Annotated in this window: 14 protein-coding genes; 2 read left to right on the top strand and 12 right to left on the bottom strand. The window is 57.7% G+C overall.

The features are described 5' to 3' along the window. Positions 1–72: 72 nt before the first annotated feature. On the top strand, positions 73–3147 hold the full coding sequence (locus AB1644_13115; protein ID MEW6051987.1) for a PAS domain S-box protein: 3075 nt from the start codon (positions 73–75) through the stop codon (positions 3145–3147). On the opposite strand, the gene waaF is transcribed toward AB1644_13115, so the two are convergent. The 6 genes from waaF to AB1644_13145 form a co-directional block, all read right to left on the bottom strand. Next, positions 3144–4202, bottom strand: coding sequence for a lipopolysaccharide heptosyltransferase II (gene waaF / locus AB1644_13120; GenBank protein MEW6051988.1), 1059 nt, complete (start codon positions 4200–4202; stop codon positions 3144–3146). The two genes, AB1644_13115 and waaF, sit on opposite strands and share 4 nt — an antisense overlap. Further along, positions 4202–5662: a TolC family protein gene (locus AB1644_13125; GenBank protein ID MEW6051989.1), complete on the bottom strand. Its 1461-nt coding sequence runs from the start codon at positions 5660–5662 to the stop codon at positions 4202–4204. The genes waaF and AB1644_13125 overlap by 1 nt, the downstream gene beginning before the upstream one ends. 41 nt (positions 5663–5703) lie before the next feature. Continuing rightward, on the bottom strand, positions 5704–7011 hold the full coding sequence (locus AB1644_13130) for an ABC transporter permease (protein MEW6051990.1): 1308 nt from the start codon (positions 7009–7011) through the stop codon (positions 5704–5706). A gap of 8 nt (positions 7012–7019) precedes the next feature. Further along, positions 7020–8264, bottom strand: coding sequence for an efflux RND transporter periplasmic adaptor subunit (locus AB1644_13135; protein ID MEW6051991.1), 1245 nt, complete (start codon positions 8262–8264; stop codon positions 7020–7022). A gap of 97 nt (positions 8265–8361) precedes the next feature. Further along, positions 8362–9237: a lysophospholipid acyltransferase family protein gene (locus tag AB1644_13140; GenBank protein MEW6051992.1), complete on the bottom strand. Its 876-nt coding sequence runs from the start codon at positions 9235–9237 to the stop codon at positions 8362–8364. Further along, positions 9225–10196, bottom strand: coding sequence for a hypothetical protein (locus AB1644_13145; protein MEW6051993.1), 972 nt, complete (start codon positions 10194–10196; stop codon positions 9225–9227). The genes AB1644_13140 and AB1644_13145 overlap by 13 nt, the downstream gene beginning before the upstream one ends. Positions 10197–10361: 165 nt before the next feature. Here AB1644_13145 and AB1644_13150 point away from each other — a divergent pair, with 165 nt between their 5' ends. Continuing rightward, positions 10362–10853, top strand: coding sequence for a ferritin family protein (locus AB1644_13150; protein ID MEW6051994.1), 492 nt, complete (start codon positions 10362–10364; stop codon positions 10851–10853). 109 nt (positions 10854–10962) lie between these two features. Here AB1644_13150 and AB1644_13155 read toward each other — a convergent pair whose 3' ends face one another. Genes AB1644_13155 through rnr form a run of 6 tightly spaced genes read right to left on the bottom strand, consistent with a single transcriptional unit; the run spans position 10963 to position 19908 of the window. Then, positions 10963–12108, bottom strand: coding sequence for a deoxyguanosinetriphosphate triphosphohydrolase (locus AB1644_13155; GenBank protein ID MEW6051995.1), 1146 nt, complete (start codon positions 12106–12108; stop codon positions 10963–10965). Further along, the gene (locus AB1644_13160; GenBank protein ID MEW6051996.1) at positions 12095–12931 is read right to left on the bottom strand and encodes a hypothetical protein; all 837 of its coding nucleotides are present in this window, start codon (positions 12929–12931) and stop codon (positions 12095–12097) included. Before AB1644_13160 ends, AB1644_13155 begins: the two co-directional genes overlap by 14 nt. Positions 12932–12934: 3 nt before the next feature. Continuing rightward, on the bottom strand, positions 12935–14569 hold the full coding sequence (locus tag AB1644_13165; protein ID MEW6051997.1) for a lamin tail domain-containing protein: 1635 nt from the start codon (positions 14567–14569) through the stop codon (positions 12935–12937). After that, positions 14566–16221: a hypothetical protein gene (locus AB1644_13170; protein MEW6051998.1), complete on the bottom strand. Its 1656-nt coding sequence runs from the start codon at positions 16219–16221 to the stop codon at positions 14566–14568. Before AB1644_13170 ends, AB1644_13165 begins: the two co-directional genes overlap by 4 nt. Positions 16222–16254: 33 nt before the next feature. After that, positions 16255–17673, bottom strand: coding sequence for a sigma-54 dependent transcriptional regulator (locus AB1644_13175; protein MEW6051999.1), 1419 nt, complete (start codon positions 17671–17673; stop codon positions 16255–16257). Positions 17674–17685: 12 nt separating this feature from the next. Next, on the bottom strand, positions 17686–19908 hold the full coding sequence (gene rnr / locus AB1644_13180) for a ribonuclease R (GenBank protein MEW6052000.1): 2223 nt from the start codon (positions 19906–19908) through the stop codon (positions 17686–17688). Positions 19909–20024: the final 116 nt, after the last annotated feature.

Raw genomic sequence — 20024 nt, forward strand, 5'->3', positions numbered from 1 at the left:
CATCACACGCATCTTGTCCGATATATGTCCATATGGAATTGACGACATATTCCTTTGGCCACCGGACGGCCTATGCATAACACAAGGGTGGAGCCCGTCGAACAGGGGGGCAACGACCAGGCCGCCGAACCCGCTGGTAGACCGGCCCCTCGCGGCACCGGTCCGGTCAGGATGGCGCTTCGGGAAACCGATGAAGCGTTGCGCGTCATTTTCAACAGTGTCCACGACGCAATCTTCATCCACGACGAAGACGGGACCGTTGTTGACGTCAACGACCGCATGCTGCGCATGTACGATCTCACGCGCCAGCAGGCGCTTGGATATTCCATCCTGAACGACTACAGCGGTTCGGGAAATCCGGCCGGTCAGGTTCGGGAGATCTGGGCGCGCACCTTGGCCGGTGAGGACCAATTGTTCGAATGGAAGGCCAGGCGCCCGCGCGACGGCTCTCAATTCGATTGCGAGGTGTTTCTCACGGCCATCAAGTATCGTGGACGGCGATTGATCCTGGCAACCGTGCGGGATATCACAGTCCGAAAACAAGAACAGGAAGTGCTACGGGCCGCAACCATGCAGCTGCAGGCGCTGTTCAACGCTTCACCTTTAGGGATCATGGCCGTGGATCGGCAGGGGCGGGTAACACTGTGGAACGCCGCCGCCGAGCGCATGTTCGGTTGGACGCGCGAGGAAGTTATCGGCCGATCCAACCCCCTGGCGTCCGAAACGAGGCAGAGTGAGTTTGAAACGCTGCGTGCCCGTGTCGTTCGAGGTGAGTCGTCGTCCACCGTGGCAACGACGCGCCGCCGCAAGGACGGCACCTCGATCGAGATAAGTCTCTCCACGGCGCCCCTTCGCGATGCCGCCGGCACGATTATCGGGCACATGGCGGTCATGGCGGATATCACGGCGCAGAAGCAGGCCGAGAAAGCGCTTCGCGAATCGGAAGAGAAATACCGTACCTTGATCGAGAATATCAATGACGTCGCGTACGCGTATGATCCCGACGGCGTGATCACGTACATCACGCCGAATGTCGAGCGGATCGCCGGCTATTCGCCCGGCGAGATCGTGGGCCGCAACCTGCGGGATTTTGTTCATGCCGACGACATCCCCCAGGTCGAAAAGGGTCTGGCGGCAATCACGCAGGAGGGCAAGACGGTCCCCTTCCTCGGGCGCATCCACACGAAATCGGGTGGTTTGCTTTCCGTCGAAGAACTCAGCCGGCCGGTCCGGGATGCCGAAGGCAGCATCACACATGTCGTCGGGATTATCCGCGACATTTCCGCCCGCATGCGGGATCAGGATGAGATTCGAAAACTATCTCAGGCGGTCGAACAGAGTCCCATCTCCATCATCATCACGGACCTGAACGGGAACATCGAATATGCCAACCGGCGCTTCGCCGAGCTGACGGGGTACAGCCTTGACGAGGTCAGGGGGAAAAACCCGCGGCTTTTGAAATCCGGACTCATGTCGGAAGACGTCTATCGCGACCTCTGGAGCACTATCCGCCGAGGGGAGCGATGGCAGGGGATACTTCATAATCGCAAGAAGAACGGCGAACTCTACTGGGAAATGGCGTCGATTTGCGCCATCACCGACGAGCACGGTCGTATCACGCATTACCTCGCGCTCAAGGAGAATATCACCGAAAGAGTTCTCAACGAACGGGAATTCCGCAAACTCTCAACGGCGATGGTGCAATCGGCCAATCTCATTTCGATGATCAACGCCGACGGCTTCATCGAGTTTGTCAATCCGCGCTTCTGTCAGGTCACCGGCTACGGCCTGCCGGAAGTCATTGCCAAACCTCTCAGCGTACTCCAATCGCCGGACAACGACGAAGAGGTCATTGCAGCCGTCTGGGGCGCCATCAGAAGCGGGGCCACCTGGTCCGGACGTCTCCGCAGTCGTCGCAAGAACGGCGAGATATTCTGGGAGCACGTGACACTAACTCCGGTCCGGGACGAAACGGGCCGCCTAATGAACTTCGTGCTGATCGGCGAGGATATCACCGCCGAAATCGCCGCCCAGCAACAGCTCCTCGAATCGGACAAGTTGGCCGCTATCGGCGTGCTGGCCGCCGGCGTCTCCCACGAGTTCAAGAATTATCTGGGCGGGATCATTGGCAACGCCTCCTTCACCCTCGACCAGTTGGCTGCGGGAAGTTCCCCCGGCCTCGATCTGGCAAAAGAGACGCTCTCACAGATCATCGATCTTGGCGAGAAGGCGAACCAGGTCGCCATGACACTGCTCAGCTACTCCAAATCGCGAACACAGGACCGGGTCCGCACCAACCTCCACCCTATCATCACTGACACGCTGAATCTGGTCGAGAAGGAGATGCGCGGACGCGGCATTGAGGTAGTGACCTATCTGGAAGCGATTCCGGATGTTGAAGTCTCCCCCTCCAAGATCCAGCAGTTGCTCCTCAATTTGCTCATCAACGCCCAGGATGCTATCGAAGGAATGGGTGTCGTGAGTATCGTACTCACGGCTGATGATACCTACGCCTGGTTGAAGGTTGGGGATACCGGCATAGGCATTCCCGCGAAGAATCTGGCGCGCATCTTTGATCCGTTCTTCTCGACGAAGGGGGTGTGGGGCCAGGACAGAATATCGGGCACCGGCATGGGGCTGGCGATCTGCCGCAACATAGCTCGCGAGCACAGCGGCGACATGCTGGTGGAATCACTGGTGGGGATCGGCTCCACCTTCAGTCTTCGCCTGCCGCTCAGCACAGCGCCGAATCCGGAGCATACGTCAATCGATCCGCCACGTCACCTTAGACTGCTGATCTTCTCGTCCGACCAGGCTCTGTACCAGCATTATTTCAAACCGGCCTGTAGTGCAGGTGCGTCACTTCATATGGTGGACGATGTTGCCAGAATCGAAGGGGATCTCCGCCTGATCTGCGACCTGGTCATTTGCGACGCTCGATTCTCCGGGAAAATTGAGTTGCTCAAGATGGCCGAATCGAGCCGGCTGGCGCAGGTCCCGTACGTCATGGTCCAGTGCGGCGCGCTGGAGTACCAGCTGTCGCATCTCTACGACCACGCCCTGGCCAACTACAAAGAACTGCCTGAATTCGACAAGATCCTGTCCGTGGCGGTGACCACCGCAAGCGCGGACGCCGGCAAACCCTAACGCGGCGCCGGTCCGAAGGCACGCTTTTCAAGCGCCGTTACTTCATTCATGACCATCGGCACGGTAAGTTCGGTCATGCATCGCATACGGGCGGTTCCCCTGAGAGGGCAGCTATTGCGAACACATCCGATGCATTCCAAATGAGCCAGTCGCGCCACTCGCACATACTCCCCGAGGGGAGCTGTTTCGGCCGGATCCCCGGCTCCGAACAATACGATCGTCGGTACGCCGGTCGCGGCCGCCATGTGCGCCGGTCCGGAATCATCGCCCACAAATAACTGCGCGCGGGCCATCACCGCCGCTGATTCCCGCACGGAACATTTTCCGGCCAGATTGACGGTCCTGGCGACGCCGACGCTCTCAACGATCTCATCGCCCCAGCGGGTATCCTCGGCTGCACCGATCAACACGACCTTCACATCGTATTTCACAACCAGCTCCTTCCCCAGGGCCGCATAATTGGCAGTTCCCCAGCGACGTGATTCGGCGACCGCTCGAAACGCCAGGCACGCGTAGCGCTCGCCCGAAGTGAGACCGAAATCGGCAAGCACTGTAACGGCCCGCTCATTGTCGTTGTCGTTCAGAAACAGGCGGGGCGGGGTGTATTCCAGGTTGCGCCCGATCGCGCGACGGAGCAGTTCGAAGTAGGTGGCGGACCGGTGCTGGCAGTTAAGCGGTGTCGGCATGGCAAAGGGACGGGTCAGCAGAAGCCGCCGCCCATCGGCGATATAGCCCACACGCTCCTTGATACCGGCCAGCTTGAATCCGGCCGCGGCGCCAAACGACGGTGGCAGGATATAGCCGATATCGAAGTTGTGCCGCGAGAGTATCTCCTTGATCTTTACCACCGCCATCAGGCCATGCACATGCTGCGTTGGAATCCGTATGGTCGCGTCGATTGCCGGGTTCTGCTCGTACAGTTCGGCCAACGACTCGGGCGCCAGCACGGTGACCGTAGCGCCGGGGTGTGCCTCGCGCGTTTCGTTGATCATGGGAAGCGCCATGATACAATCCCCCAGATGATTGGGGGTTCTGATGACTATGCGAGAGCTCATTATCCGGAGAATTTACTTTCGAGATCAAGCCGGGTCACCAGAAAATTACGCAATTCGTCCAGGTATTTGTCTTTGGTCTGCAGAAAAAAGATTTGCGCATCAAGCAGCGTGATGTCGGATATCTCGCCGTTATCGAACCGCTTCTGCGCAATATCGAGTTTGTTCTGAGCCAGCCCGATCTGCTGACGAATAACGGCCAGCTTTCGGTGGCTGACATCAAGGCGGTTCAGCAGGCTTTCGATCTCCGCCTTGGCCGCCTTCTGTGCTTTCTCGAATTCGAGCCGGGAGGATTCCTCGGCCAGACGTGCCGCCTTCACCGACGCCCCCGATGCCCCGCCATCCCAGATGGGGAATGTAAAATTGAGCGCCACCGTCCAACTGTTGGTGTTGATATCCGGAAGCTGGGTGCCGTCCACGTCCACCTTGCCCCGGCCGAATGAATAATTGGCCGCCAGATCGCCGGAAAGACCGTGCGCTGACGCTGCGTAGTCGGCGGCACGTTTCGCCTTCTTGTATCGATACTCCGCTTGCCTGATCGATACGGTCGAAGACCAGTTCTCCTGTAGGCTTCGCCGCGTCGCTTCACCCAGCACCACCAACGTCTCAGGCATGAATAGGCGCAACGTGTCCGAAGCATCCAGGTCCAGCAGAATCGCCATCTGGCGCCGTTTTTCTGCTAACTGGTTTTCCATGTCGAAATGGTTCAACTCGTTGTCGAGCTTGAGTGACGACGTCTCGAGGAACTTCTCCTCAGCGATCACCCCATCGGCCAGCTTCGCCGAGTCGACAGCGGTCTTGAGTCGCGACGATTCAAACTTCACGCGGGCCAGGTCCGCTCGCAACTCCGTCTGCAGGACCCCGACATATGCTTCTATGACTTCCTTGCGGAGCTTCCCTTCTTCTTCAATCCGGGTGAAGCGGGCAATCTCGTAATCGTCCCGGCGATTGTGCAGCTCGTATTTGGATTCCGATGGCTTCAGAAGAGGCTGGGCGTACGAGAAGCTGAACGAGCCTTGTTTCGTGTACGATATCGGATAGATGAGATTCCCCAGCGTGTCGGAGTCGGGATATTTCTCATCACGTTTGGTAAGGTTGGCCCGCACTGTGAAATCGCCGCCGAAGATCAGACTCTGTTTCAGGCTGATGTCCGAGGTGAGACCGAAATCGGTCGATGTGTACAAACCTCTCCCCTTGAAACCGAATACACCACGATAGGATTTGTCCTCCGAGTACGATGGCAGCGAACCCTCCAGTTTGATCTCGGGAACATAGAAATTCACCCGCTTGGCGAAATAGTTCTGCTCGGCCACTTCCAGGTTGCCGCGGATGACACTCCCCCGCGCGGTACGGTTGACGGCCAGATCGAGTGCCTGGTCCAGTGTCAGATCTCTGCTTTGAAGCCCGGCAGCCGTCAACAGAGAACCTATCGCCATGCCGCAAATCACTACCACACGTTTCATAACGAACCCTCACACGGAACATTCACCGGCATAACATAACGCTATTCGTAACGGAGCGCCTCGATCACGTCCAGGTGCGCCGCCTTACGCGCCGGGTAGATGCCGAACACGATACCCACCGCCGTCGAAACTCCCACCGCCAGCACAATTGAGAACGCCGACACGATCGTGGCCCAGCCGGCATAGAACGAGATCGCCCGCGAAATAATCAGACCCAACGCCAAACCGATAGCGCACCCTACCAGGCAGATAGCCACCGCCTCGAGAAGAAACTGCTGCAGTATATCCCCTTGCGAGGCGCCGACCGCCCGCCGCACGCCGATCTCTCTCGTCCGCTCGAGGACTGTCGCGAGCATGATATTCATGATGCCGATACCTCCGACCAGCAGCGACAAGCCGGCGATAGCTCCCATCACGATATTGAATATCCGCTGCGTCTTCTGCGACTGCCGGAGCAGTGACTCCGGCACGACTATCTCATAATCGGCCACGTCGGCATGGCGACGTTTCATCACCCGCTCGACCAGTTTCGTCACCAACGGCACATCGTTGAAATTGCCGACTGTGATTGTCAGTTGATCGATCTCCGGCGTGTTGTAAGCCTGCTGGGGCTGGCCATCGTTGTCGCCGAAAAAGACCAGTTGCTGCTGTGACGCTCCCGGCTGCACGCGGTCGAGCTTCTTTGCCGCCGTCTGAAACGGGATATATACGTCTTCATTGAGATTCTTGAGCTCCAGCCCCTCCACCTTGCCGCGACCGATATACTTGTCCGCCATGACGCCGATGACCGTGAAGTCGATCTCGCCCATCCGGACCGTCTTGCCGATCGGATCGGCAAAGGCAAACAGACTGCGCTTGGCCTTCGCCCCAAGCACGCACACCTGGCTGCAATTGGCGTTGTCGAAACCATTCAGAAAACGGCCCGTCGCGACTTCTATCGACGACGAATTGACGAAATTCGGCAGCGTGGCAACAACGCGCGCGGGCGCCTCGTTGCTGCCGGCGCGGATCTTGGTGATGCCGGCCTCGATCCGCTGCGGCACGACATTCACCACTGCCGGAGACAACTTGGCAATGTTCTCACCGTCAAGGCGAGACAATCCTGCCGAGCGGGACAATCCGCCTTCAGCGTTGGGCATTTCATCGGGGATCTTGGCGTTGACGATGATGTTGTTGATGCCGAGGATCGATATTTGCTCCAGCACCTCCTGCTTGGCCCCCTCGCCTATCGAGAGCATCGATACCACTGCGGCGACACCAAATATCACGCCCAGCATGGTCAGAAGCGTGCGGAGTTTATGGGCGGTCAACGATTCAAACGAGACCGCAAAAATGCGTCGATATTCCATCCGATCCGCTACCTGGAACTCTTTACCTGGACCTGACCGCCTTCGCCTCGACCTTTGTTCAGTTCCGGCTCAGTCGCGCGGTCGCCGGGGAACCCCTGCTCACCCAGGGTAGGATCAACCAGACAGATCGACTCACCCCCTTTAAGTCCCTCGGTCACTTCGATCTCCATATCATTCTTGCGACCCACCTGCACCTCGCGCTTGTCTTTACTATCCAGATACACGAAGGTTTTCCCTTCTTTCTCGAAAACTGCCTCCAAAGGCACGGTGACGATATCAGGGAAACGACCAATGACCACGTCGCACGACGCCGACATCCCGGGCTTGACATTCTCGTCATGATCGGTGATCGCCACTTCGACATCGAAAACGTTCACTTTGGATTGATAGTCTTTCTTGCGGGCCAGCGTCCCCTTCTTCTGCACCACTCCCTTGTATTGCTTGTCGGGGAATGCATCCAGTCGCACGATGACCTCCTGCCCGGAGTCAACCTTGGCGGCATCAACCTCGGAGACAGCGGCTTTCACCACCATCTCGGTCAGATCGGGCAGGTTGATCAGCCCCTGCCCCGGCCACGGCGAGTCACCCTCCTGAACTTTACCCATCGAGCCCCCCTTCCAGATTTCGAGGTATACGACCATACCGGGGATCGGCGCCGTCACGGTGAGTTGGTCCAATTCTCGCTGCGCCATGTTCACTTTGTCCTGGGCCCTCTTCACTTCCAGCTCGGCCTTGGCGACATCGGATTTTATCTGTTCCAGTTTGGCGTTGAAATTCAGTTGGGCCAGTTCCAACTCAAGTCTGGCTTCCTCCGCCAGCTTGGGCGCTTCGTGTTTTTTCTCATCGTAGTTCCGCTCAGCTTTCTGCAGCTCCAGCCTCAGCTGTTTCTCCTGGATTGTCAGCTCCTGTTTCGCCCGTTCGAGAGCGGTTTGATTAATCTTCAGGGCCGATTCATGATCGCGCAAGTCGGCCTGCTGCTGGGTGGCATCGAACTTGATCACCGAATCTTTCACTTTCACCATCGAGCCCTCCGGCGCCAGCCACGTGATCTGCAATCCGCGAATACGCGGCGCCGTGAGCGAATAGGCTCGCTTGGCGTCAACAGTGCCGCTCGCCTTCTGAGAGATCAGAAACTCCCCCTTCTTCACCGTGCTGGTGGGGATATCGATATCCTTGGTGAAAATCGCATTGACGCCGTAGTAGCTGCCGAGCAATACGACGGCAAACACGACGATAAAGATATACTTTTTCATAGATATGTCACTCTCTGGCCACCCCTGCGCGACCGTTCACAACCTCATTCTTGATACTGCATTGTACGCAAGTTATTATCTGTCGGTTGCCTGACGGCTACAGTTTCCATCTCCTGTGCGTCCACATCCACTGGTCCGGAAACTGCCGAATGCAGTTTTCAAAAAACCCCGTGTACTGCTCCGTCATCGTGCGAATATCTGCTTCTTCGTCGCCGCTGTTCGGCGGATAGATCGGCTCTCCGGCCATGGCAACGTGTCGATCAAACGACTCCCGACGCAACATATACGGCAACAACGGGCAATTTGCCCGGATTGCAAAGAGCGCCGGTCCTCTGGGTGTCGCGGCCGGCCGGCCGAAGAATTCCAGCCGCACGCCACCGGATGAGGCATGCTGGTCGGACACCAGGCCGGTGATGCGATTCGCCTTGAGCGCCTTGAACACCTGCCTCGTACTCGTGGCCAAGGGAATAATACCGACCCCCATCTCGCGACGAAACCCGATCAGCAGGTCATCAACCTTTTGATTGTGCTGTCGGCCAACAAGAAAGTCCATTGGATATCCCATGGCGCCGAACCAGGCTCCCAGAAGCTCCCAGTTGCCGAAATGCGCCGTCACGATTATCCCACCATTGCCTTTGGCGCGCGCCTGTTCCACACCAGTGAGATCGCCCGCAACCAGACTTCGCGCCCCCTCCGCCTTGATCTTGCCGAATCGCGCGAACTCGACCAGCGTCCGACCGATATTCTGGAACACACGTCGCGTGATCTGCTGCAGTTCTGGTTCCGAGTATCTGTCGCCGAACGCGCGACGGAGGTTTTCCATGGCGATCCGCTGGCGTGAAGTCAGCATCAGGTACGCCAGATCGCCAAGCCCGGCGCCGAGCCGATCAGCCGCACGAGGCGAAAGCAGATTCGCCACCGCTATGCCGAACCGTGTCGCCAGGTATTCGACGTGGTGGCTTAGCTTCGCCATGGTTCTTCATCGTCCGTCTGTTCAGGGCGGTCCGGATCGCCGTAGTCGAAATCGGTCGATTCGAACTTCTCTTCATCGCGCCACTTTTTGTAATACGTGCGCCGCTTGCGCCATTTCAGATACGCCCCAACCACTACCAGGATCGCCAGGGCAGTCCAAAAATACACAGTGTCCATAAACAGACTCGTTATGTTGAAGCGCGACGATAACGCCGCGCGAAGGTCCTGGTCGAACTCCGATTCCGTCGCACCGGTCGATATAATCAACGCCGAGTCGACACTCTTCCCCCGAGCTATTTCGTCAAGGAACCGGTTAACCGCATCAAGGCCATATTGCCGTACAAAATACTCCAGCGCCAGATACGACGTAGCATAAGCGACATGCGCCTTCCCCTCGCCAAAGCGATTGACATTGTCTATCTGGTTCAGGTTTATAAACTGCCCGAACACCGCCGCCTGGCTCATGGCCAGGTTGTCCGACCAGCTCCACTCCATCGACATGGTCATAGCCATCCCCTCGTCAAACCATCGGGGAGGACGATAAAACCCGGTCCTCTTTTCTACCACCAAGTGCGTGTATTCGTGCGCCAGCAACTCGCCAAGGCTCCGGTTCACGCGAAACCGGTCCGGCGACTTGATGACTATCCGCCTGAGCGGCGCCACCGCCGCGGCCGCACCCCAGTCCGGGAATCCACCCCCGATCAGGCTTTGGAAATACGCCAGGTCTCCGACCACGTAGATGTCCGGTCGATAATCCAGACTGTCTCGTATCAAGGCAATTAGACGGCGGCGAGTGCTAACCACAATCGAATCTGCCGCGCTCAGATACGTTTTGTTGTCCAGATGGTACACCGCATACTCGCGCGCCACCGACTCCGGAGGCTCATAGGCGCCACCTGTACCGCACACGAATAACAGCACCAGTAGCAGTGCCGGGCAGACCGCCCGCAAGACATTCATGGTGTCAAGATAACTGCATTTGTGTGTGAATCAAGCTGCCCGCGTTGCTGCTAACGGACGCTTTCCCCTTATCGCCTGTAAACGTCTGCTCAACCGCGGTTGACATCGCCCGTACACGCTTATACCTTGTGTGCGCAAAAAGCAATACTGACAAAGGAGACGACCATGAGCATTTTCGAATACGCTATGAAGATGGAACAGGATGGCCGGGCGTTTTATCTGGAGCACGCGGCCAAAATCCGCCAACCCGAGTTAAAACGAATCCTGGAAGAGCTCGCTCATGACGAACTCAAGCACTATAACATCTTCAAGGCGATGCACGAAGGGCTTCAAGCGGACTATAAGGAATCGGAGAAAACTACCATTCTCAACACCGTTAAGAACGTCTTTGAGGAACTAAAAGCGGCCGACAAGGAGTTCTCTTTTCCGCCTGAGGCAAAGAGGATTTGGGAGCAGGCGCAAGAAGTTGAAAAGAAAACCGAGGACTTCTACCGTGTGAAAGCCGCCGAAGTGACCGATCCCCGCCAGAAAAACGTGCTCAGCCGGATCGCCGATGAAGAACATCGCCATTGGGTGACGATGCAGAACGTCATTGAATTCCTGGATCGCCCCAACCACTGGCTTGAGGACGCCGAGTGGAGTGACTTGGGAGAGTAGTAACGACTACGAACGAAATCGCTTCACCTCGGTTCCACCCCTTCTCCCTTTCAGGGAGAAGGTGCCCGAAGGGCGGATGAGGGTCAATAGACCCTCTCCAACCGCATTCTCACCCCACCTCCCCATAAATCTTCTCCGCATACCGATCGGTCATGCCCGCAATGTAGTCTGCTATCACCACCTCTTTTCGTTCCGTCAACAGCATCTCCTGAAAACGGGGCGGCAGCAGGTCCGGATGGTGAATGAAATGTACGAACAGCCGCTCAAGTATCTCTCGCGCCCACTGCGTCATGTCAAGCAGCCGGGGATGGCGGTACAGCTTCACCGTGAGGAACTGCTTGAGTGCTGCCACTTGCTCCTGTATCCGGGGCGAGTACCGGCCGACTCGCTCCGGCGCATGCCGTAACTGGTCAAGAGTTGTGATGCCAAGACGGTTCAGTTGCCGGTCCGTTTCTTCCAGCACGTCGGTCACCAGCAGGTTCACCAGGTGACGCACCAGTAGATACCGCTTCTGGTCATCCACCAACATCGCTGCCTGACCGGACTGCGCGAAGAGATTCCCTGCCCCGTGCGCCCAAATGGACAACTCTCGCAACTCATCCAGTCTGATGATCCCGGCTGACAGTCCGTCGTCCACATCGTGTGCATTGTACGCGATCTCATCCGCGATATCCACAAGTGATGTTTCCAAGGTTGGCCGAGTGAAGGGATCGAATTCCGACAGGTCAAGCCGCACCTTGGTCTCGTGCTTGGCTATCCCTTCGCGCAGTTCGAACGACAGATTCAGTCCCGGATGCTCGGCATACCGCTGCTCCAGCAAGTCCACCACGCGCAGCGATTGCCGATTGTGATTGAACCCGCCGCAATCTTTCAGAAGTTCGTCCAGCACGTCTTCCCCAGCGTGTCCGAACGGCGTGTGTCCCAGGTCATGAGCCAGCGCAATCGCTTCGCTCAGGTCCTCATTGAGCCGAAGGCTCCGCGCCAGTGTCCGGCTGATCTGTGCCACTTCGATCGTGTGTGTGAGCCGGGTGCGAAAATGGTCCCCCTCGTGCGGCAAAAATACCTGCGTCTTGTATTCCATCCGGCGAAAAGCGGTGGAGTGGATAACCCTGTCCCGGTCACGCTGAAAGGCGGTTCGCAGCGGATGTTCCGGTTGGGGAAACACCCGTCCGCGCGACTCGCATGCTTTCGCCGCGTAGCCGGCCAGATGCTCACGCTCCCAGCGCTCGATATCCTCGCGCTTACTTAAACTCATCGCCCCCAGCCTTCGGCAGCTTCGACCCGTACGAGACCGCCACCGTGTGGGAAAGCCCCAGTACCGGATGATACGATACAGTGTAGCTGATTGTGCTTTCTTTGATCGCCAGATCGACACCGCCGCCGAACTGGATCGGCGCGGTCGAGAAACCCCAAAGCAAACTCCCACCCCTCCCAAGGACGATCCGCTGGCCGATCGCGAACTGCGGTGTCTCTCGGTTCTGAAATGTCATTCGCCCCACCACGGACATCGACCGCGAACTGACATATTCAAAGTACGTTGCATAATTCGGCTCGATTCGCGGACTGCCGCGCTCCAGCCGAGGGGATGTCAGGTTATCGGCGCTGACCGCCGCATAGTAGGGATGTTTCCGAAATCCCACCCCCACGCCAAACGACGCCGCACTCAGATTGCCATAGTGACCACCGAACGAGGCCATCAGTACCGAACCGGTCAGCCCGATCGATACCAATTGCTCCTGCCAGCCCAGCGAGAGTTTGGCAATTCGTTCGGAATACAGGTCCCCCTCGCCGAACTGAGAAAAGCCTATTGCGGACAAGACTTTCTTCCATCTGCCCCCGGCGGCAACGAACACCTGATCGAACTCGCTCATATCGAACTGCCGATTGAACCCGGTCTCCACCCGCCATTCATTCTGATACAACCCACCGCTCGGCGCGCTCAGGAGCATCGACGGGCTGGAGTGGGACAGGAGCAGACCATTCCCCATTCCGGTTCCCTGCCCGAGCACAAACTCGAATGCCGACACACCCGGCGCAGGCAGCGCTATCAACAGGAGTATGGAAATGAACCTCTTCATTGTTCACCGTGCGATCACGACAGGTCGCTTCACCGACTCAACACCCTTGGCCTCGAAATAGACAATATAGAGGCCGATCGGCAGCCGCACACCGCCGTCGGAACGCCCATTCCATTCGTATTCGTCCCGGAGAAATTGCTCGTTGTCCACCAGTGTCCGTACCAGCCTCCCTTTGCGATCGTAGATCTTCAAGTCGTACCCAGATGCCGATGGCGCCGCAATGATGATCGATGTTTGTTCGTCCTGTCCATCACCATCAGGGGAGAACAGTTCCGGCTGGACCGAGAGTCTGATCCCCGAGGCATCCTGCTCGAACACGACATCGTTGATAGCACCCGGAGAACCGCCGGGAACGGTAGATTTTCCCCAGTCGTCGAGCCGGGGCGGCTCTTCGCCGCGACACCAGGTGTGGTTGTCCTCGAATACTTTCTGGTATGCAAACTGATCCGCAAGGATCCCGAAACTGTCCACTAATCGCACCGTGTCGCCGCCGTCATTGAGAGCCGGCCACGGTGTCGGTTGCACGAGCATCCCCTGATACGCAGGATATGCACTGCGAAACGCCGAGCTGTCTTCCGCGAGGACGAACCGTTCCTGAGCCGCTACTACAACCGGCCCAGGGTCGATTCGATACATGGAACCGGCATCTCCGATCCACCAGTTTTGCAGGACAAGAGCGCTGTCCAGCCTGTTGTGAAGCTCGATCCACTCCGTCCCAATCACACCAGCAGGATTAGCAAGCAGTTCGGACAACCGCAGCGGCGGGTACGCATCACCGGGCGCCACGATATCCCGACTGTCGTTGTACGTTCGGTCATCCGGCTCCAGCGCCACGTGAAGCGAAACGTAGACACCCGGCAGAGTCAGCACACGCTGCACCAGGGTCACGAAACCTGAATCAATCGGCGGCAGCGAATCGGAGAACACGATCGTATCCGCTGTCATCAAATCCAGCCCTGCCAGCGAAACAGTAAGCGTTCGGTTCGTCTGCGTGTTCCGACCATTGTTGCGAATGAAAAACGCCATCACTGTCAAGCCATGGTCCGCTGCAACCTGGACGGAGTCCAGCGACAGGTCATCCGGCAGCGGTACCAGTGAGTTGAGCCTTGCTGGAGTTGAACCTGACGGGTCAATCGACTGGCCTATGAACTGCGAGGTGGGCGTCTGCCGCTCCCAGGAATAACCGTCTTGCCCGTCTTGCGACCACGACAGGGTTGAAACAGGGGCGAGAAGTTGCAGCAATTCGACCGTGCCGCCCCCATTGGCCAGCGAGAAAGTAGTGTCCAACGGTTCTGGAAACTGTTCGCGCGGATCATCTCCCCAAACACCGGAATTGTTCCCCCAGATTTCTTCAAATCCCGGCGTACCGCCTGAAGAAAACAACCGTCGACAAACGATGAAATACCCCTGCCCCAGAATTGTCCCTGTCAGTGGCAGCGTACTGGCGCCAATTTGCAGCTGAAAGAAATTGTCAAGCGGCACCGGCGCAGCTCCGGAGTTATACAACTCGATCCATTGGAGACTGATACTTGCTCCGGGTTCATTGGCCATAACTTCATTGACTATCACATCCCCGTGCGAGGAATTGGCGAGCCCAACCACCATCAGCACGCCGAGTATGATGCCGGTCCTGTTCACAGTGCCGCCGTGAGCTCGAATGCCACCGACCATTGTTCGCTCGCCGTGCGATAACGCGAATATGAACGCATAATCTTGATTCTCCCTTCCCATTTCCGGGCCAGACTCTGCGTGTTCTCCAAAAATAAATACCAGTAGTCCAGTCTGCCACGCATGACCCGCCCCATATTTGACCAGAGCCGCCAGTTTCCCGCGCTACCGCTGCGCCACTCCACCGAAATGAACTGCGACAGCACTCCTGCCTGACGCTGCCTGAGTTTGAGCCCGATATAGCTTCGCACTGACAGCGGCTTCGTCTGAACACGGGCCTCAAGCCGCACCCGGTGATCGGTCACTTCGCCGGCATGATCGACCCCCTCCCGTATTCGGGCATCCGCCAGATAATCGGCGCGCAAAGACAACTTTCGATTTAGTCGCCGTACGACAGCAGCCAAAAACTGACCGTTCGCCGTGTCCCGGTCGAACGCGGCCAGAGCTATCGCACCGCTGAACTCCGTTCTTTCATTCGACCTTAAAAGCGTCCGCATCAACAGCCCGGTCTGCCCCGCCCGCTTGTCCGAGAATCTCAAATCCACCGCGTCAAGTTCCACTTCATGCCGAAGATTGCCTGCTTTGGAGCCTCCTGTCAAATCAAGATATCGGGCGGCATATCGCCAGACAGCGTAGGATATGTTGCATTTATCGACCGCATGTCCCCCCTCAAGCACCATCGCGCCAAGCCCATTCCGTGCACCGGCCTGTCCGCTGATCTCCAAATTAACCACACCCCGCTTGCTTCGATAGCTGGTCAGCATACCGAACTTGAGATCGGTGATCGACTTATCCGTCAACCGATTGGCCAGCCGGTTCAGACCAAGTATGAGCGACGGAGTCAGCCTCCAGCCCGCCGGACGAATCATAGCGCCGGTCGACAGAAGCGTGTGCGCTGAATCACGCATGATCGAAGCCATCGATGATATCGCGATGTCTCCTGCCTGACCGCGCACCGAGATGCCGTTGAAGCCACCGTAGTTCGGAAACAGTATCGATACGTCATCGAGCCCCGTCGATGGCTTCAGCAGTCGCCCGCGATAGCCGATCACGCTCCCCAGCCCGTATCGTTCCACAAAATTTCCCAGCGTTATTTCGCGTATCGTTCCCGTTTCGGTGCGATATCTGACGCAGCGCGACAGCATATGCTCGCTGCCGTCGATATCGCGACGCAGTTTCAGGTCGGATCGCCAGCGTCCGTTTGCATCGGCGCGTATGGTCAGCCTCTGGCTCTGCCCCTCGGAGTCATCCAACCGCTGCACGAACCGGTACCGTGTCCTTACCGCTCTCCCTGGCACCGGCGAATCGGGTCGTACAAACGGTTCTGACTGGTCGGCCTCAAGGCGCGTTTCCGATAGTCGCGTCAGGTTGAGCACGTGCCAAAGGTTCGGGATCTCGTCAAGCAAGTACTGATCACCTGACTCGACTCCCTGTAGATACAGCTCGTACAGCGTCTGATACTGATCGTAATCGATATCCCCAAGCTGGAGCGCCTCGTATAACTCATCCTCGGACGGTAGTATGTCAGTGGACAGGACTTGCGCACAGGCTGTGGCACCTCCCAGACCAGCCGCAATATATAGCAGGCTTCCGATAATTCTCCCTCGTGCGCGGTCGGACATGCTGGATCGTCCCACTCCCCACCAAGAAGTCCGTCAACTCAGACCGTATTTCGTCAGCTTTCGATACAGCGTCCGCTCGCCGATCCCGAGGCGCCGCGCCGTTTCCTTGCGATTTCCCCGGGTTTCCACCAGCGTTCGTTTGATGAGGTTCTTTTCCATTTCATCAACTGTCGCCAGGCCATCGGGAGAACTCGCCTCCGCCACCGCCGAAGGCACCGCCCCCTCCGGAAGATGCGCAGTGATCAGATCGCGAAGAAGCCTGACCTCGTTTCCTAACGACAGTATCGCGCGGTAGATCAACTCCTGCCCGGCTTCCTCAACTGTCCGACCGGTGCTGACCGGCAAATGCGTCGAAGCCGAATGCTGCTCAGTGATAAACCGTTCGACATCATGCACATCGACCAGCCCCTTTGGCTTGAGCGCTGCCATGCGTGCAGCGAAGTTGCGCAGCTGGCGAATGTTCCCCGGCCAGTCATAACGGCAGAGCAGATCGAGCGCCGAATCGCTGTACTCAAGTCCCTTGCGGTCTGCCCAAAAATGCTGGAGGAGCGGCTGAATATCTTGTTTTCTTTCCAACAGCGGCGGCAGGACTATTTTCACGACACTGATGCGGAAATAGAGGTCCTCGCGGAATTGACGCTCGGCTATGGCCTCGGTGAGGTCCCGGTTCGTGGCAGCTATCACACGGACGTCGGCGCGGCGGGGTGTCGACGAACCAACCGGATAATATGTGCCATCCTCCAATACTCGCAGAAGTTTCACCTGCATCTCCGGTTTGATCTCCCCAATCTCATCGAGGAAAATCGTTCCCCTCTCGGCTTTGTGGAACAGTCCTTCACGCCGGGCCACCGAACCGGTGAACGCGCCCTTTTCATGTCCGAACAGTTCTGATTCCAAAACCCCTTCTGCAAGTGCGCCGCAGTTGATCGCCACATACGGGTGCCCCCGCCTTTGCGAATGTCCGTGAAGCGCCTGGGCGACCAGCTCTTTGCCCGATCCCGAGGGCCCTACGATGAGCACCGAAACCTCGGTCGGTGCGATCCGTTCAATCGTCTTCGCTACCGATTTCAGCTTGGCGGATCGACCCACCATCTGGTAACTTGCCAGCAGTTCTTTTTCGGCGAGAATGTCCTCGATCTTACGCGCGATCCCCGTTTCGCCCAGATCGTATTCGAGCTGGCCGTCGATGAAATCTTTGACCGGCGGAACCGTATTCTCCTGGCTGACCAGCCGCCAGATCTCCGTCTGGCCGTTGAACCGTCGGATCTTCACCGCCACCGCATGGGTGAGGTCGTGGCGGTTTTCGTCGATCACGACGATATCGATCGTTCGCTCTTTGACCGCCTGATACAGCTCGGCAACCTCCGTCACCACCTGCCCCATGTTCGCCCAGGTGATGTCGCCGCGCGAGAGCGAGGCGCGGTCAAGAAGGATCACCACTCGACTGGTCATTCCGATTTCATCTCACTGTCTCTTGCGGCGTCCCTGCCGTGCGCTCGTGCGCTTCTGAGAGAATTTTTTCTTTGGCGATGGTTTCTTCTCTTTGGCACGGGGCGCGGTCACACCCGGCTTGGCAGCCACCCCGGCGCCGACCACAAAAAGATCGACCTCGTTGCGAGTTGTATTCACATTCATGACGCCGACCCGGATGGCATCGCCGAGGCGGAATGTCCGCTTCTTGCGCCGGCCGATGATTCGGTAGTTGGTTTCGTCATAAGTGTAATAATCATCATCGATCGCCGAGATCCGCACCATCCCTTCCACGCCCAGGTTGTCGAGCCTGACAAAGAATCCGTAGGACGTCACACCACTGATTATCCCTGAATATTCGTCCCCCAAATGCCTGGCCATAAACGCAACTTGTTTGACCTTGATCGCCTGGCGCTCGGCTGCCTCGGCCGTACGCTCCGTTTCCGAGCAATGCGTTCCGACGTGGTCGATAACCGACCCAACCCGCCGGGCGAATGCCGGGGGGTATTTGCCATGCCTGAGTTTGCGCAGCAACCGGTGGACGATCAGGTCGGGATAGCGACGGATAGGCGACGTGAAATGCGTATAGTGCGAGAACGCCAGCCCGAAATGTCCGATATTCTGCTGCTGATACACCGCCTTCTGCATGGAGCGGAGCATCAACTCGTTGATGAATTCCTCCTCGGGCACCCCTTCGATTTCCTTCAGAAACCGCGCAAACTGCCCCGGCCGCATGGTGGGCGAGACCGCGAACTTATATCCCAACCGACTCACCATATATGAAAACGCTTCGAGTTTTTCCAGGTCCGGGCGATCGTGAACGCGATACAGAAACGGCTGGCTGTTGCGAAACACTTCCAGCGCCACCGCTCGATTCGCCGCCAGCATGAATTCCTCGATCAGGCGGTGTGCCTCCAGCCGCACCCGATGTCCTAGCTCCAGCACTTCACCCTTTTCGTTCATGATGATCTTTGCTTCCGGCAGATCGAAATCAAGCGAACCCTCCGCGAACCGCCGTTTGCTCAAAAGGTCGGCCAGTTCTCTGGCCAGAAGGAGGTTCTCGGCCACCGGAACGATCTTCGGAGTCACCGCGCGTGTGTCAAAGAATTGCTGCACCTCCTCGTACGACAGCTTTGCCTGCGAGTTGATCACGCTATCCGCCAACCGCCACGAGAGCATCTTTCCTTTCGCATCGTAATCGATGAAGATCGAATGAGCCAGACGCTTTCTATCCGGCTTTAACGAGCAGACGTCGTTGGACAATACCTCCGGCAGCATCGGTATCACCATGCCGGGCAAATACACGGAGTTGCCGCGAGTGAACGCCTCCGTATCGAGCGCTGTCCCCTCCTTCACGAAGTGCGAGACATCGGCGATATGGACACCGAGCTGATATCCACCGGCACTCTTCGCCACCGAGACCGCGTCATCGTGGTCCTTGGCGTTCTCAGGGTCGATCGTGTAGATACACTCTCGCGTCAGGTCGAGTCGTTCTGTAATATCGATGCCGTGGAATTCCGCCGCGGCTCGCTCCGCCTCTTCGAGCACGTCCGGTGGAAACGATTCCGGCAGGTCAAATCCGCGGATCACCGTCAACATGTCGACACCCGGATCCCCAGGCCGACCCAGAATCTCGAGTATTTCTCCTTCCGGATTCAGATACGGATCCTCCCAACTCACCAGCCGCGCCACTACTTTCACACCTTCTTCGGCGCCCAAGGTCCGCTCCGGGTGTATATAAATGTCCCTATGGATTCGCGGGTTATCCGGCACGACATACGAAAACATCTTCCCCACTCTGAACAGCCCGACTATCTTGCGTGGCGCTCGCTCCAGTACTTTGATGACTACGGCTGCGTCGCGCCCCGTCACCTGCCCGGAGAGACGGACCATGACTTTATCACCATCCATTGCCGTCCCGAGACCGGTGGCTGGGATCAGCAGATCCACTTCTTTCCCCTCTCGCGCAACAAACCCGGTGCCGCCGCGACTTACTGAGATCGTACCCACCGCCACATTGAGTTGCCCCGCCAGACCGATGCGGTTTCGCTTCAGAACCACCAGTTCGCCGGACTCAATGAGCCGCTTGACCGCCTTCCGGAACGGCGGATATTCTTCGACACCGATTTCCAGCGCCCGGGCCATCTCTTTGAGCTTCATTGGCCGGTCTGAGCTCGAAGCGATAAACCTGAGGATCGTCTTGTCGTCAAGAGGCATACCGTCAACCTATAGACCAGGACTCCCAGCGTCAAGCACTAATGGCATAGATACGCCAAAATGGCAGACGATTGCCACGTCGCCAATCTGACACAGTGGAGTCTCCCCGAACAAAG

This window comes from Candidatus Zixiibacteriota bacterium, from assembly GCA_040753875.1.
In the GTDB taxonomy this organism is placed as follows: domain Bacteria; phylum Zixibacteria; class MSB-5A5; order GN15; family FEB-12; genus DATKJY01.

Coding starts and splice junctions, on each gene's coding strand:
- AB1644_13115 (MEW6051987.1), top strand. CDS start 73: ATGCATAACACAAGGGTGGAGCCCGTCGAACAGGGGGGCAACGACCAG.
- waaF (MEW6051988.1), bottom strand. CDS start 4,202: ATGAGCTCTCGCATAGTCATCAGAACCCCCAATCATCTGGGGGATTGT.
- AB1644_13125 (MEW6051989.1), bottom strand. CDS start 5,662: ATGAAACGTGTGGTAGTGATTTGCGGCATGGCGATAGGTTCTCTGTTG.
- AB1644_13130 (MEW6051990.1), bottom strand. CDS start 7,011: ATGGAATATCGACGCATTTTTGCGGTCTCGTTTGAATCGTTGACCGCC.
- AB1644_13135 (MEW6051991.1), bottom strand. CDS start 8,264: ATGAAAAAGTATATCTTTATCGTCGTGTTTGCCGTCGTATTGCTCGGC.
- AB1644_13140 (MEW6051992.1), bottom strand. CDS start 9,237: ATGGCGAAGCTAAGCCACCACGTCGAATACCTGGCGACACGGTTCGGC.
- AB1644_13145 (MEW6051993.1), bottom strand. CDS start 10,196: ATGAATGTCTTGCGGGCGGTCTGCCCGGCACTGCTACTGGTGCTGTTA.
- AB1644_13150 (MEW6051994.1), top strand. CDS start 10,362: ATGAGCATTTTCGAATACGCTATGAAGATGGAACAGGATGGCCGGGCG.
- AB1644_13155 (MEW6051995.1), bottom strand. CDS start 12,108: ATGAGTTTAAGTAAGCGCGAGGATATCGAGCGCTGGGAGCGTGAGCAT.
- AB1644_13160 (MEW6051996.1), bottom strand. CDS start 12,931: ATGAAGAGGTTCATTTCCATACTCCTGTTGATAGCGCTGCCTGCGCCG.
- AB1644_13170 (MEW6051998.1), bottom strand. CDS start 16,221: ATGTCCGACCGCGCACGAGGGAGAATTATCGGAAGCCTGCTATATATT.
- AB1644_13175 (MEW6051999.1), bottom strand. CDS start 17,673: ATGACCAGTCGAGTGGTGATCCTTCTTGACCGCGCCTCGCTCTCGCGC.
- rnr (MEW6052000.1), bottom strand. CDS start 19,908: ATGCCTCTTGACGACAAGACGATCCTCAGGTTTATCGCTTCGAGCTCA.